The sequence below is a fragment of the Ruegeria sp. N7 genome, assembly GCF_056531345.1.
Genome location: NZ_JBQFLR010000005.1, coordinates 16245 through 30451, shown reverse-complemented (window position 1 = coordinate 30451; position 14207 = coordinate 16245). Strand labels below are relative to the sequence as shown.

Below are 14207 nucleotides of genomic sequence, written 5' to 3'. Positions count from 1 at the left end.
GGCCCTTGCAACGCCTATAGTGGGCAAGCCCTGCAACAAGCCGAAAAGGCCGGACCCATGAGTTCTGAAATCCGACTGGCATTTGCGCACCCGTCCGAACGGTCCGAGGCGACCTCGCCCCGAGAGCCGCTGGACCGCATTTCCCTGCGCGACCATATTGTCGAGGTTGAAATCGGTGCGTTTCAGGCCGAGCGGGGAACAACCCAGCGGATCTGTTTCAATATCGTCGTCGAAGTCCGGCCTCTTACTGACCCCATTGACGACGATGTGGATCGCATCCTGTCTTATGACCGGGTGACGGAATCCATTGCCTATGAGCTCGCGGCCGAGCGTCTGAACCTGCTTGAAACCCTGGCCGAACGTGTGGCCGAACGTATCTTGCATGAACCTCAGGCTGTAAGGGTCTTTGTTCGCATCGAAAAACTGGATCGTGGTCCGGGCGCTCTTGGGGTCGAGATCGTGCGCGGGAAAGACTCGGTTCATCACGACGTGACCGAGGAAGACCGCCCGCATCCCCGTCTGGTCTATCTATCGAATGACGCCATCGCCTCGGACAATCTGACCGGGTGGATCGACCAGTTGCAGAACCGCCAGCGCCCGCTGATCCTGTGTGTGGGGGCGTCAGACCTGGCTGCGCCGCAAACCGGCCACGCAATGACACAGCGCCGGATTGACCTGCTTGCGATCGAGCAAAACGCGTGGGTTCTGGCCGCACGCGATCACCGCTGCAAGGTGGTTTCAACTCGGACGGAACTGGACTGGGCCATGAAGAACGGCCAGATCTGCGTCTGGGCCCCGTCCAAGATCGTTCTGGACGCGGTGGATGGCCCTTCTGCCGCGCCCTCCGACGCCGTGGCTCTGGCCGCATGGTTTGCCGCGACCTTTGAAGCCAGTGAAATGATGGTTATCGGCGGCGAATTGCCGAAAGCGCCCAAAACCCCGCTGCGGGCTGTGGCCGTGGATCAGGCCCAATTGTGAGCATCTATTTCAGACCGCTGGTTCAGCACGGCCAGACCCGGCCCGCTGGCGCGCACTCTCTGGCCGGTCAACCCCTGTGGTTTACCCATGTCGAAGCGCTTGGGCGCGATACCGCTCCGCAGATCATGGCGGCATCGGACATTCCCGGTGGGGCGTTGGAGCGCTTGACCGGCCCGCGCGCACCCATCGCCGGGCTGGATATGCAGGTGCCGCATATCATGGGCATTCTCAACACTACGCCTGACAGTTTCTCGGACGGGGGCGTTCACAGCTCGGTCGAGGCCGCCCGCGATGCCGCCGCCCGGATGGTGGCGCATGGGGCCACCATTCTGGATGTCGGCGGGGAATCAACGCGCCCGGGTGCGGATTTCATTCCGGCAGATCAGGAAATTGCCCGCACCCGCCCGGTGATCGAGGCGATTCGCGCGCAAACGGATGCCCTGATTTCAATCGACACCCGCAAAGCCAGCGTCGCTAAAGCGGCGTGTGCGGCGGGCGCTGGGCTGGTCAACGATGTCTCGGGGTTCACGTTCGATCCCGAACTGGCACCGTTTTGCGCCGCCAAGGGCACACCGGTCTGCGTTATGCATATGCAGGGTGATCCGGCCACGATGCAGGAAAACCCCAGCTACGACAACGTGTTGCTGGATGTTTACGACTTCCTCGAAACCCAGATCACTCTGCTGGAAAGCCTGGGGCTTCGGCGCGACCTGATCATCGTCGATCCGGGCATCGGTTTCGGCAAGACCGAAGACCATAACCTGACCTTGCTGCGCAATCTCAGCCTGTTTCACGGGCTTGGCTGCCCGATCCTGCTGGGCGTGTCCCGCAAGGGCTTTATCGGAACAATTGGACGGGAACCGGACAAGACTGCCCGCGCTCCGGGTTCAATTGCCGTGGCTTTGGCCGGATTGTCCCAGGGCGTGCAGATCATTCGCGTTCACGACGTCGCCGAGACCGCTCAGGCCTTGCGCCTATGGGCTGCTGTCCGGTAATCCGGTCTCACGGAAAATCACGGAGTGACACCAATGCGCAAGCTGTTCGGAACCGATGGGGTGCGGGGCACGGCCAACACGCATCCGATGACGGCGGAAATGGCGTTGCGCATCGGGGCTGCGGTGGGGCGCTATTTCCGGCGCGATGCGACCGGTGTGCACCGGGTCGTCATCGGCAAGGACACGCGCCTGTCCGGCTATATGCTGGAAAACGCGCTGACCGCCGGTTTGACCTCAACAGGAATGAATGTGCTGTTGCTGGGGCCGGTCCCCACGCCTGCGGTGGGTCTGATGACGCGCTCGATGCGGGCCGATCTGGGTGTCATGATCTCGGCCAGCCACAACCCGGCAGAGGACAACGGTATCAAGTTCTTTGGCCCCGACGGCTATAAACTGTCCGATCAGGCCGAGATAGACATCGAAAAGCTGATCGACGAAGGTGTCCGGCCTGCTCAGGCCCAGAACATCGGACGGGCGCGTCGTGTTGATGACGCCCGGTTCAGATACGGCGAGCGTGTGAAATCCTCGCTGCCGCGCGATGTGCGTCTGGATGGCCTCAAGGTGGTGATCGACTGTGCCAATGGCGCCGCCCACCGCACCGCGCCCGAGGTTCTTTGGGAACTGGGCGCAGACGTGATCCCGGTTGGCATTGCGCCCAACGGAAAGAACATCAACCTCAACTGCGGATCGACCAAGCCGCAACTGGCCGCCGAAACCGTCGTGGCGCATGGCGCTGACGTTGGTGTCTGTCTGGACGGCGACGCGGATCGGGTCGTTATCGTCGACGAAACCGGTCAGGTCGCCGATGGCGATCAGCTTATGGCATTGCTGGCGACGGCCTGGAAAAAATCCGGGCAGTTGAAAGGCAATGCCCTTGTGGCCACTGTGATGTCCAATCTCGGGCTCGAACGGCACCTGTCGTCACACGGTATGCGACTGGAACGCACGGCGGTCGGCGACCGCTATGTGGTCGAACGTATGCGCGAAGGTGGCTTCAACCTGGGCGGTGAACAATCCGGTCATATCGTGATGAGCGATTATGCCACCACCGGCGATGGCCTGATGGCCGGTCTGCATTTCCTGGCCGAGATGGTTCTGTCTGGTCGCAAAGCCTCGGACCTGTCCAAGCAGTTCGAAACCGTGCCGCAGCTGTTGAAGAACGTCCGCTATGCCAACGGTCAAACTCCGCTTGAAGTTCAAAGCGTTAAAGCGGCCATTGCCGATGCCGAGGCGCGGCTGAACGGGCAGGGACGGTTGCTGATCCGTAAATCCGGCACCGAGCCGCTGATCCGCGTTATGGCCGAATGCGAGGATGACGCGCTGCTGGTCCAGGTCGTCGACAGCATCGTGGCCGAGGTCGAAGCCGCCGCAGGCTAGCGCCCGAACAGAACTCTGCGCAGGCTGAACCACTGGCTGATGGCCATGCCCGTCAGGATCAGGGCCAGGGCGACGTAGAATCGCAGGGGCAGGGCCTCGGACAGGATCCAGGCCCCGAACACCATCGACCAGATCGGCACCTGATAATTCACCAGTGTCAAAAACACCGATCCGGCGCTGCGGGTGATCGAAACCCGCAGCAAATTGGCGAATGCTGTGGGGATCAGGCCAAGCACGATCAGGGCCAGCGATGGGCGGTTGCCCTGCCATGTGGGGATGCCTTCGACCAGCAGCATGATGGGCACCAGCAGAACAGCGCCGACCAGCAGGGTCAGCGCGGCCAGCGCCAGCGGCTCGACCGGCGGGCAACGCCGCGTCAGGATCGATGTCGAGGCATAGCAGAGGGCAGCCGAGACACAGGCCAGCTGCGCCAGCGGCTCGGTCCCCTGGCCCAGCTTTGCCAGACCGGGTCCGATCAGGACCAATGCGCCGGAAAACCCAAGGCACACGCCCAGAAACCGTCGCAGGTTCAGCGGCTCGTCAGAAAAGAAATGCGCCAGCGGCAGCACCATCAGCGGAATTGCAGCCATGGACAACCCTGCAAAAGCCGAGGGCACATATTGCTGCCCCCAGCTAAGCAGCATGAAAGGCACCGCAGTCGACAGCACGCCAATCAGCAGGATTGATGTAGTCAGCGCGGGTGTCAAAACCGGCATGCGGCGCCCGGTGATCCGCATCAGGACAAGCAACGTCACCGCCCCTAATGTGGTGCGCGATGTCGCCACGGTAATCGGGCCATAGCCTTCCAAAGCCATCGCGACGACCATGAATGTGCCGCCCCAAATAAGCCCCAGCGTGAAAACGCCGCTCCAGTCCTGTTTCGTGGGTTGTTCAACCATTCCATCCCCTTATCCCGCGTGCGCGCCGGTGTCACGGGCTGATCTTGACTTAACGTTAGTTTGTACTTACCGTAAGCAATGACTTACGATTTGACATTTTCAGCTTTGGGCGATGCAACCCGCAGGCAGGTGTTCGAAGCCGTCGCCAGCCAGCCTCAGGCAGTGGGCGAACTTGCGTCAAAGCTGCCGGTAAGCCGACCGGCCGTCTCGCAACATCTCAAGGTGCTGTCGGATGCCGGGCTGGTGACATGCCACGCGAAAGGGACGCGCCGGATCTATGCGGTGCGCCCCGAGGGGCTGGCAGAGCTGCGCAGATGGCTCGACCGGTACTGGACCGACGTGATGAACAGCTTTGCAGATGAGGTGACCAGAGCCGGAGAGAGGCCATGACAGACCCGATTGTCAAAACAATTGCCGTAGGTGCCTCAGCTGCGCGTGCTTTCGACATCTTCGTCAACCGCATCGGTACATGGTGGCCGCTGGACAGCCACGCGGTGTCCGCATCGCAGGGACAACCGGCAAGGGACGTGGTTATTGAACCCCGGATCGGTGGCGCGGTCTATGAGGTCATGTTCGACGGAACCCGTGCCGACTGGGGTCAGGTGCTGGCGATCGATCCCGGCCGATCCGTGGCATTCACCTGGCATCCGGGCACCAACAAGGGGTCTCCTACGCGCGTCGATGTGCGTTTTGAGGATTGCGGTTCGGGGCAGGCAAAAGTCACCCTGACGCATTCCGGCTGGGATGTCTGGGCAGATGAAGCGCCCCAAAAGCGCGGCGGCTACGATACGGGATGGGATATCGTTCTGGGTGAATGCTTTGCCAAAGCGGTCTTAAAATGAAAAAGGGCGACCGCCTGGGCCGCCCTTTGCCTGACATCGGTCAGGTTTAGTTCTTTTCTTTGTCGACCATCTTGCCGGCCGAGATCCACGGCATCATGCCGCGCAGCTTGGCGCCGGTCTCTTCGATCATATGCTCGTCATTGGCGCGGCGCGACGCTTTGATGGTCGGCTGGCCAACGGCGTTTTCCAGCATGAAGTCACGGACGAATTTGCCCTGCTGGATGTCGTCCAGAACCGCTTTCATGCGGGCTTTGGTCTCGTCGTATTTCAGGATGCGCGGACCGGTGACATACTGGCCATACTCAGCCGTGTTCGAGATCGAGTAATCCATGTTGGCAATACCGCCTTCATAGATCAGGTCAACGATCAGCTTCACTTCGTGCAGACACTCGAAATAGGCCATCTCGGGTGCGTAACCGGCCTCGACCAGAGTTTCAAAGCCGCAGCGGATCAGTTCGACCAGTCCACCGCACAGAACGGCCTGTTCGCCGAACAGGTCGGTTTCGCATTCTTCGCGGAAGTTGGTCTCGATGATGCCCGAACGGCCGCCACCGATGGCCGAGCAGTAGGACAAGCCGATTTCCAGCGCCTTGCCGGTTGCATCGTTGTGAACCGCGACCAGGCAGGGCACACCGCCGCCTTTGGTGTATTCGCCGCGCACGGTGTGGCCAGGGCCTTTGGGGGCCATCATGATGACGTCAACACCGTCTTTTGGCTCGATCAGGCCGAAGTGGACGTTCAGGCCGTGGGCAAAGGCGATGGCGGCACCAGGCTTGATGTTGTCATGGACGTATTTCTTGTAGGTTTCGGCCTGCAACTCGTCGGGCATGGTGAACATGATGACGTCGCACCAGGCAGCCGCTTCGGCGATGCCCATCACTTGTAGACCTTCCGCTTCGGCTTTCTTGGCCGAGGGCGAGCCTTCGCGCAGGGCGATGACCAGGTTCTTGGCACCCGAGTCGCGCAGGTTCAGCGCGTGGGCGTGACCCTGGCTGCCATAGCCCAGGATAGCCACTTTCTTGTCTTTGATCAGGTTGATGTCGCAATCGCGATCGTAATAGACGCGCATTTTGCCGGTCCTTTCTGGTTTGGTTGGGGCGGTTCTACCTGCCGTGCGTCGGATTGGCGATAGGGTTGGGCTTGAGTATTTGTAAAAAAGATGAAGAATAATTCTTGAAAACGGAAAATACTGAAAAAATCATGCTTGACGATATCGACCGGCGCATTTTGCGTCACTTTCAGGCGAACCCCAGCCTGACCACCGCGGAACTTGCCGATCTGTGCCGGATCAGCGCAGGTGTCTGTTGGCGCAGGCTGGAAAAGATGCAGGCAGCCGGGATCATCGAAGGGCAGGAGGCGGTGATCGACTGGACCGCGATGGGCTATGCTGTCGAAGTCTCGCTTCGGATCACCCTGGACAAGACACAGGCCCGCGCCTTTGACGAGTTTATGGAAGAGGCCCGCAACGTGGCCGAGGTGATCGAAATCCAGACATTTCTGGGACGGGTGGATGTCCGGCTGTCCGTTATAGCGCGGGATATGAAGCACTATCAGCAGCTTTATCGGGACCGGATCCTGACCCTGCCGCATATCGCCGATATCGAAGCGCTGATGCATATCGCGCGGGTCAAGCGGGACGAGGTGTTACCGGTATGATCGAGCTGGACGAGATTGACCGCCGTCTGCTGCGTGCGTTGCAACAGGACGCCACCCAAAGCGCAGGTGCCCTGGGTCGGAGGTTCAACCTGTCTCAGCCCGCCACCTGGCGGCGTATCCGCAGGTTGGAGGACGCCGGGATCATCAAGGGCCGGCGGCTGCGTCTGAATGCCGAGGCGCTGGGATTCGGTGTGACCGTGTTTCTGGGGGTCAAGCTGGCGCGCAAGGGACAGATCAGCCTTGAGGATTTCGAACGCGCCGTAAGTGCCATCCCCGAAGTGCAGACCGTCGAGCATGTTCTGGGATTGTACGACTACCGCTTGCGCGTCGTGGCGCGGGACCTGTCCGATTTCGAACGCGTGTTGCGGCGCCGGATCATGACGCTGCCCGGCGCAGGCGATGTCGAGGCGAACGTCCTGCTGAGCGAGGAACGGCTGCCCGGTCCGATTGGGTGACGTGCCTTAATATCTGGTGCGGATGTAATATCCGGGATGATGGGTCAGGCGGGCAAACGTGATCGGTTTGTCTTCTTTCCAGGTGGTGCGCTCCATCTGGATCATCGACGCGCCCGCCGTGGTGCCCATGAATTCCGCCAGCCTTGCGTCAGCGGAAATCGCGCAGAACGCAACCTCGGCATCGTTGAACGGAGCGGCATTCAGCAACCACTCATGCGGTCCTTGCTGGGTCAGGTCGGCGTTTTCCACATCGGGGACGGTTTCGATATTGATCCAGCGCTCTTCAAGCTGGAACGGGCGGTTGTCCGCGTAATGCATACAGACGACATGCAGAACCCGCGTCTCGGCGGGGACATCAAGCTGAGAGGACAGCCAGCGGGGGCAGGCCTCGACAGTCCGTTCCACCAGCGCATAGCGATAGACGGCATTCTGGCTTTCGACCATCTGCCGCGCCAGCGAGAATTCCAGCTTGGCGTGTTTGCTGGGCTCTTTCTTGACCCGCGTCCCGCTTTTGCGCTTGCGTTCGATGAAACCCTGATCGGCCAGTTCCCTGAGGGCACGGTTCACCGTCGCGCGGGCGCAATTGAATTCTTCGGCCAGTTGCGTTTCGGTCGGCAGTAATGATCCCTGAGGCCACACGCGGCTTTCAATACGTCGTTTTACTTCATCTCGAACGGACTGGAAGTTAATACGCTTTTGTATCGTCACAGGAAAAATATCCCTTCAAGTAAAAAGTGTGCGCATCTGTTCAGAAGCAAGCAGAAGTGTAAAGGGGAAGTGACACTGGTTGGCGTCATTTTCTTGTGTTCCCAGTGTTATACAGCACCGAATGGGTCGATTTTACCCGCATTCCGTCGCGTCACTTTTTGTCGCGAAATGGCTTTACTGGCCAAGGTAAAGAGACCAAGACTGCACTGACGATATTGAAAGGACGCCATATGCCTGCCTTGCTGAAGAACGTTGACCCGAACGGGCTCGAAGAATTCTCGGTCGTATTCACCGATCGCTCGCTGAACCACATGTCCCAAAAGTTTCAGGGGGTAATGCGCGACATCTCGGCCATGCTGAAAGAGGTGTACAAGGCAGACGGGGTGGCCATCATTCCGGGCGGCGGTACCTATGCGATGGAGGCGGTTGCCCGGCAATTCGCGCGCGGGGCGGGTGTTCTTGTGGTCCGGAACGGGTGGTTTTCGTACCGCTGGAGCCAGATCATCGAAAGCGGCGCCCTGACCAGCTCGACCACCGTGATGAAGGCGCGCGAGACCGGAAATGCCAGCCCGTCCCCCTTTGCGCCCGCACCGATTGACGAAGTCGTCGCAACGATTCGCGAACAGAAACCCGGCGTTGTGTTCGCACCGCATGTTGAAACGGCGGCGGGTGTCATCCTGCCGGATGACTATGTGACCGCCCTGGCCAGCGCGGCGCATGAGGTGGGTGCATTGATGGCGCTGGATTGCATCGCATCCGGGTGTGCCTGGGTGGATATGAAAGCCACCGGCGTCGACGTCCTGATCTCGGCCCCGCAAAAGGGCTGGAGCGCATCGCCTTGCGCCGGTCTGGTCATGCTGTCCGAACGGGGCGAGGCGCGTCTGGAACAGACAAGCTCGGACAGTTTCGCCATCGACCTGAAGAAGTGGCGCCAGATCATGCAGGCCTATGAAAACGGTGGTCACGCCTATCACGCCACAATGCCCACCGATGCGCTGCTGGCTTTCCGCGATACCATGGCAGAAACCAGGGGGTACGGGTTCGAAAAGCTGCGCAAGGCGCAATGGGCATTGGGCGACGGCGTGCGGGCGATGTTGAAGGAGTATGGTATTGTCTCGGTGGCGGCTGACGGTTTCGGCGCGCCCGGCGTTGTGGTCAGCTACACCTCGGACCCCGAAATCCAGAACGGCAAGAAATTTGCCGCTCTGGGGATGCAGATCGCGGCCGGGGTGCCGCTGCAATGTGACGAACCCGAAGGCTTCAGCACCTTCCGTCTGGGCCTGTTCGGATTGGACAAGCTTTATGATGTGGACGCCACCATCGCGCGCCTGAAGCGTGTGCTGGATCAGGTTCTGTAAACGGGCCGGGCCTTAGCGAACGCCAAGGCCCATCTGCATCAGCGTCTTGCGCACAGGCTGCAGGGAATACAGCGCGCTCAGCCCCATTGCGCGCGCATCCCGCAGCGGGCGCGCCTCGATCATCGAGGCGCGGTTCAGCAGATCAATCCCTTTGACCCGCATCTCGATCTCGGTGTGGCGCGCCTTGTGATAGGCGTCCAGCATCTGCGCGTCGCCCAGATCTTCGGGCCGGGACTGCGCCAGATCCAGCAGGCAGCGCAGATCGCCCAATGACATGTTCAGCCCCTGCGCGCCGATCGGTGGCACCACATGCGCGGCCTCGGCCATCAGGGCAATGCGCTCACCCGCCAGCCGTTCCGCGGACTGGCTGATGATCGGCCAGATCGTCCGGCGCGATGCCAGCCTCAAGGGGCCAAACAGGCCACAGGACCGTTCCGTCATCGCAGCCTCAAACGCTTCGGCATCAAGGGTCAACAGGTCAACGGCATTCGGCCCGCGTTCCATCCAGACAATGGCGGACGAAGGCTGCCCCTGCCAATCGGGCAGCGGAACCAGCGTGAACGGCCCGCCAGACCTGTGTATCTCGGTCGAGACATTCTCGTGAGGAATAGGATGCGTCACCGCAAACGCCAGCGCTTTCTGCCCATACCGTGTTGTATGCACTTTGATACCGGCGGCCTCGCGCATGGGAGAGTTGCGCCCATCTGCGGCCAGCACCAGCTTGCAGCGGATGCGGCTGCCGTCGCTCAGGCCAACGCGGGCTTCGGCAGTGCGGGTGAACAGGCTGACGGTCCCGGTGCCGGGGCGGAAATCGACATTCGGCAGCTCTGCCAGCCGTGCGACCATCTCCCGGCGCAACAGCCAGTTGGGCAGGTTCCAGCCAAACGGTTGCTCGGAAATGTCGGCTGCGTTGAAATCGCGTATGACGCGGGGTTCGGGCACGTCCCCGCCGGCATCGACAATACGCATGATCTGCAAGGGGGCCGCATGGGCATCCAGCCGCGCCCACAGGCCGCATTGCTCCAGCAGGCCGCGCGCAGGTTGCAGAAAGGCGGTGGTGCGCAGGTCAGACCCGTCCACATCCCGTTCGGTGATCGGTGGCGCGGGATCTACACACACCACGTCAAACCCGGCGGTTCCAAACGCCGCCGCTGCGGTCAGACCGGCGATTCCACCGCCGGAAATCAGGATGTCACAACTGTCAGTCATGGCGCCTCTCATCAGTTCGGGCAGACCCTAGTTCGGTTCCACTCCCTGTGCCAAGTGACATCCTGTCCCGTATCTCAGCCGCGTGAGATCAGGATCAGGACCAGGAACATCACCGGCACCATCATCAGGGCAGGGATGTAAAGGCCGGGAAGACCAAACACCATGGCCGAACAGCCCCACATGCTGAGGACCGCGCCGACGGTATAATACAGGTCCTCCGCCTTGGCGTTGGCGGCGTCGCGGGCCAGCCACCCGAAAACCGGAATTGCAAAGAATAGGCGCTGCCAAACCGGCAGGCGTCCGGGCATCTCGATCGCACTCATGGGGCTCTCCGTTCTGTTCGTCGCTCCAGCGCATATAGGGCTGCGCATGCGGGTGCAGAACGTACGGATCGTCGCAGTGTGACAGGCTACCGCAGGCGGGCCAGAAATGCGGTCAGATCATCCGTGTGATGGTGGATGTGATCGGCCTCATGCGGGTCCGGGGCGACATGAACCGTGCGCATTCCCATCTCATGCGGGGCGGCCAGATTACGCGGGTCATCCTCGAACATGGCGGCCTTGTCAGCCTGAATGCCATCCTGTGCAAAGATGGCTTCAAAGGCGGCTTTCTCGGGCTTTGGCCGATACCCGGCATGTTCGACGCCATAGATTGCATCAAACAGCCCCGAAAGCCCGCGCGCCTGCAAAACCCGCTCGGCGTAGGGTGCGCTGCCATTGGTGTAGACGATGCGCCGTCCGGGCAGGGCGCGAATGTGATCGGCCAGCTCTGCATCCGGGTCCATATGGCTCATGTCCACCTGATGCACCGCGTGCAGATAGGGCTCGGGGTCCAGATCATGTTCGGCCATCAACCCGGCCAGCGTAGTGCCGTATTGGCGCCAGTACTGCCCGCGCAGCCTGTCGGCCTCGGCCCGGTCCACGCCGATGGCCTGCACCACGTAATCCGTCATCAGAACTTCGATCTGATCGAACAGCTGCATATGCGGCGGATAGAGGGTGTTATCCAGATCGAACACCCATTGCGTGACATGACTGAAGGACGGTTTGACCATGGCTTGGGTTTAGGGCGCGGGCGGGGTGTTTTCAATGCCGTACTTGATTGACGCCCCCAGAGACGGATAGACATGTCCGAACGAGGAGACAGAATACCCCATGAGCCAGACCCGATCCCCCACCAAGGATGCCTATAGCCTGATACTCGAAGCCATTGATGTCGGCGTCTACAAGCCCGGCGATCGTCTGGTGGAAAGCGAGCTGGCAGAACGGTTCGGGGTGTCGCGCACCCCGATCCGCGAAGCGTTGCAACGCCTGGAAACCCAGTCTCTGCTGGAACGGGACGGTCGGTCACTGATCGTGGCGTCGCTGGACCACAACCAGATGGCCGAGCTTTATATCGTGCGGCGCGAACTGGAAGGGCTCGCCGCGCGACTGGCTGCCAAACACGCCACCGAAGAAGAGATCAGGGTTCTTCAGGACATGGTTCTCGAAGATGACAAGCTGGTGGGCGATCCGATGGCGCTGTCACGTGCCAATCGGCGCTTTCACGAACAGATCCATCTGGCCTCGCACAACCGCTACCTTGTCCAGCAGCTTGATCTGGTGCACCGGACTATGGCCTTGATGGCGACCACGTCGCTGGCCGTGCAGGGGCGCGGAGAAATTGCCCAGAGCGAACATAAAGGCATCGTCGAAGCCATTGCCGCGCGCGATGAAGAGGCGGCGGGGCGGGCGCTCAAGGACCATATCTCGATCGCATTCATGACGCGCCTGAAGCAGGACGCAAGCCGCCGCGACAAGTGATTGTCAGGCCAGCGGCTCGTCTTCGCTGGCCTGTCCGTGCTGGGTCTTGTCCCAGAAAAACGGGTTGGTCGCCAATTCCCACAGCGCCTTGTAACCGGCAATCACGCCCAGCGGGAAATATAGAAACATCGTCGGAACCCAAGGCAAAAGAAACCGCCGCTCGCGTGCGGATACAGCGATCAGACCAACACCGATACTCAGCCCCTCTGCCATCAAAAACAGCCCGATCAGCGCGGTAGAGGTTGAATGCGGCACGATATTATCCATCGGATTGGCCAGCCCCAGGCTTGACAGCCAGAATACCCAGAGAACGGGCGCCAGCAGAAATTGCCCCAACGTGCCCAGAAAGAACGCCTGAAGGCCCAGAAATCTGGCACCTCCAAGGTCACGCCACAGCTTTTGCGGGCTGCGCATATGCACCAGATACGTGACCATGAACCCCTTGAGCCAGCGCGAGCGCTGTTTGACCCAGGGCCAGGCCCGGAAATTCGCCTCTTCATATGTTGTGGTATCCACCATTTCGGTCCGGTACCCGGCCCGGTACAGCCTTACGCCCAGATCAGCATCCTCGGTGACGTTATGGGCATCCCAGCCGCCCAGTTCCAACAGCTTGTCGCGACGGAAAAAGAACGTGGTGCCCCCAAGTGGCACCACCAGCCCCATGCGGGCGATCCCCGGCAGGATCACGCGGAACCAGCTGTTGTATTCGATGGTAAAGCAGCGTGACCGCCAGTTGGTGCGCGGGTTGTAGTAATCCAGAACCCCTTGCAGGCACACCACATCCGGCGCGGCCTGGGTGAAATGCGCCACCACGCGCTCGATCTGATCCGGTTGTGGGGCGTCCTCGGCATCCCAGACGCCGACGAAGTCGCCCCGGCAGAAATCCAGCGCGTAATTCATGGCGCGCGGCTTGGTGGTCAACCCGTTCAGCTCGGGCACCTCGACGATGCGAAACCAGCTGGGCAGGCTCACCTGCGCAAGGGCATTGCGCGTCACGTCATCCTTTTCCTCAAGCACAAGGATGACATCCAGCAACGCCTTGGGATAGGTCAGTCGCTGTAGTCTCTGTACCAGAGCGTTCGCGATCTCGCGCTCCTTGTACAATGGCACCATGATCGATACGCAGGGTTGCCGCAATGTGATGGCAGCTTCGGTGTGGTCCGGCTGCGTTCTCAGGCGATGCCAAAGGTAAGCCAGCGTGCCAGCCATCCGAAAGGCTGCAAAAAGCACTAAAGTTCCCACAGCCATGCCCAGCACCGCCAGCAGGCCAAACGCCGGGAACATGGCAAACAGCCCCAGCACACACAACAGGGCCACCGAAGGCCCCATGCGCGACCTAAGGGTCCAGTTGCGGCAGCTTTGTGCGGGATCAACCCGCGTTTCCGCCGATCTGGCCAAAGATCCCGAGAATTGCCGCGCAATTGTGCGGTCGATCTGATCGGATGCCGCCAGCACCGGGATCACGGCATATTCGCATTCGCGCATTTCGGCGGTCACGGTTGCGAACCGGTCGGGCCGGGCCGTGGCCACCAGAACGAGGGGGCCAATCCGCATCCATGGGATGACATTGTGCTTCAGCCAGAAGTCGACCGGCATCAACCCGCTCAGTTCCGGCATCGGCGGGATCTGTTCAAGATCCGCAATCTGCCAGCCGGATTGCGCAGACAGCGCGCTCAACACGTCCTGCCGGGTGGCATAGCCTTCGCCGACCAGTATCTCTCCCAGCGGAGCGTTCTGTCTGGTTTGCTGGCTCAGCGCATGGTCCAGCTGGGAACGGGTTATGGCCCCGGTTTCCAGCAGGCAGATGCCCAGCGGCTTCCGATACCCGGGCGCGGGGATCGGTGCGGCGGACGTGAAATCCAGAAGATTAAGCTCAGCCATAACAAAACCCTGGCGCAGTTACCTGCACTCAGGGTTGTTCGATCAGG

Annotated in this window: 16 protein-coding genes; 9 read left to right on the top strand and 7 right to left on the bottom strand. The window is 60.9% G+C overall.

Annotated features, from left to right (window positions below):
• Positions 1 to 57 precede the first annotated feature (57 nt).
• Genes ACR0ES_RS08615 through glmM form a run of 3 tightly spaced genes read left to right on the top strand, consistent with a single transcriptional unit; the run spans position 58 to position 3350 of the window.
• Entirely contained in the window at positions 58 to 978 is a 921-nt protein-coding gene (locus ACR0ES_RS08615) for a dihydroneopterin aldolase (RefSeq protein ID WP_480870275.1), read from the top strand.
• Positions 975 to 1973, top strand: coding sequence for a dihydropteroate synthase (gene folP / locus ACR0ES_RS08610; protein WP_480870272.1), 999 nt, complete (start codon positions 975 to 977; stop codon positions 1971 to 1973). Before ACR0ES_RS08615 ends, folP begins: the two co-directional genes overlap by 4 nt.
• A 33-nt stretch (positions 1974 to 2006) precedes the next feature.
• Positions 2007 to 3350: a phosphoglucosamine mutase gene (gene glmM, locus ACR0ES_RS08605; protein ID WP_480485988.1), complete on the top strand. Its 1344-nt coding sequence runs from the start codon at positions 2007 to 2009 to the stop codon at positions 3348 to 3350.
• Here glmM and ACR0ES_RS08600 read toward each other — a convergent pair.
• Positions 3347 to 4249, bottom strand: a complete 903-nt coding sequence (locus tag ACR0ES_RS08600) for a DMT family transporter (RefSeq protein ID WP_480481417.1) — start codon at positions 4247 to 4249, stop codon at positions 3347 to 3349. The genes glmM and ACR0ES_RS08600 overlap by 4 nt on opposite strands.
• Positions 4250 to 4327: 78 nt before the next feature.
• On the opposite strand from ACR0ES_RS08600, the gene ACR0ES_RS08595 reads away from it, so the two are divergent.
• Both ACR0ES_RS08595 and ACR0ES_RS08590 read left to right on the top strand, forming a co-directional pair.
• Entirely contained in the window at positions 4328 to 4639 is a 312-nt protein-coding gene (locus ACR0ES_RS08595) for an ArsR/SmtB family transcription factor (protein WP_480870269.1), read from the top strand.
• Positions 4636 to 5091, top strand: a complete 456-nt coding sequence (locus ACR0ES_RS08590) for an SRPBCC domain-containing protein (RefSeq protein ID WP_480537592.1) — start codon at positions 4636 to 4638, stop codon at positions 5089 to 5091. Before ACR0ES_RS08595 ends, ACR0ES_RS08590 begins: the two co-directional genes overlap by 4 nt.
• A gap of 46 nt (positions 5092 to 5137) precedes the next feature.
• On the opposite strand, the gene ilvC is transcribed toward ACR0ES_RS08590, so the two are convergent.
• Entirely contained in the window at positions 5138 to 6160 is a 1023-nt protein-coding gene (ilvC, locus tag ACR0ES_RS08585; protein ID WP_209504241.1) for a ketol-acid reductoisomerase, read from the bottom strand.
• Positions 6161 to 6291: 131 nt separating this feature from the next.
• Here ilvC and ACR0ES_RS08580 point away from each other — a divergent pair, with 131 nt between their 5' ends.
• Together ACR0ES_RS08580 and ACR0ES_RS08575 are read left to right on the top strand one after the other, a co-directional pair.
• Positions 6292 to 6747, top strand: coding sequence for an Lrp/AsnC family transcriptional regulator (locus tag ACR0ES_RS08580; protein WP_267363387.1), 456 nt, complete (start codon positions 6292 to 6294; stop codon positions 6745 to 6747).
• The gene (locus tag ACR0ES_RS08575) at positions 6744 to 7202 is read left to right on the top strand and encodes an Lrp/AsnC family transcriptional regulator (protein ID WP_209504239.1); all 459 of its coding nucleotides are present in this window, start codon (positions 6744 to 6746) and stop codon (positions 7200 to 7202) included. The genes ACR0ES_RS08580 and ACR0ES_RS08575 overlap by 4 nt, the downstream gene beginning before the upstream one ends.
• A gap of 6 nt (positions 7203 to 7208) precedes the next feature.
• Here the strand turns inward: ACR0ES_RS08575 and ACR0ES_RS08570 are convergent, their stop codons facing one another.
• Positions 7209 to 7910: a GntR family transcriptional regulator gene (locus ACR0ES_RS08570; RefSeq protein ID WP_209595877.1), complete on the bottom strand. Its 702-nt coding sequence runs from the start codon at positions 7908 to 7910 to the stop codon at positions 7209 to 7211.
• 230 nt (positions 7911 to 8140) lie between these two features.
• On the opposite strand from ACR0ES_RS08570, the gene ACR0ES_RS08565 reads away from it, so the two are divergent.
• Positions 8141 to 9268 (top strand): aminotransferase class V-fold PLP-dependent enzyme, encoded by a 1128-nt coding sequence (locus tag ACR0ES_RS08565; RefSeq protein WP_480773613.1) that lies wholly within the window; start codon positions 8141 to 8143, stop codon positions 9266 to 9268.
• A gap of 12 nt (positions 9269 to 9280) precedes the next feature.
• On the opposite strand, the gene ACR0ES_RS08560 is transcribed toward ACR0ES_RS08565, so the two are convergent.
• The 3 genes from ACR0ES_RS08560 to ACR0ES_RS08550 all read right to left on the bottom strand — a co-directional run bounded on the left by ACR0ES_RS08560 (position 9281) and on the right by ACR0ES_RS08550 (position 11531).
• On the bottom strand, positions 9281 to 10477 hold the full coding sequence (locus ACR0ES_RS08560; protein WP_480870266.1) for a UbiH/UbiF family hydroxylase: 1197 nt from the start codon (positions 10475 to 10477) through the stop codon (positions 9281 to 9283).
• 74 nt (positions 10478 to 10551) lie between these two features.
• On the bottom strand, positions 10552 to 10800 hold the full coding sequence (locus tag ACR0ES_RS08555; RefSeq protein ID WP_209504235.1) for a hypothetical protein: 249 nt from the start codon (positions 10798 to 10800) through the stop codon (positions 10552 to 10554).
• Positions 10801 to 10886: 86 nt separating this feature from the next.
• Positions 10887 to 11531, bottom strand: a complete 645-nt coding sequence (locus ACR0ES_RS08550) for a pyrimidine 5'-nucleotidase (RefSeq protein ID WP_480476564.1) — start codon at positions 11529 to 11531, stop codon at positions 10887 to 10889.
• A gap of 100 nt (positions 11532 to 11631) precedes the next feature.
• On the opposite strand from ACR0ES_RS08550, the gene ACR0ES_RS08545 reads away from it, so the two are divergent.
• Complete coding sequence (locus ACR0ES_RS08545) at positions 11632 to 12279, top strand: GntR family transcriptional regulator (RefSeq protein ID WP_267363400.1); 648 nt, start codon at positions 11632 to 11634, stop codon at positions 12277 to 12279.
• A 3-nt stretch (positions 12280 to 12282) separates the two neighbouring features.
• Here the strand turns inward: ACR0ES_RS08545 and ACR0ES_RS08540 are convergent, their stop codons facing one another.
• Positions 12283 to 14160, bottom strand: a complete 1878-nt coding sequence (locus ACR0ES_RS08540) for a glycosyltransferase (RefSeq protein ID WP_480870263.1) — start codon at positions 14158 to 14160, stop codon at positions 12283 to 12285.
• Between the last annotated feature and the right edge of the window lie 47 nt (positions 14161 to 14207).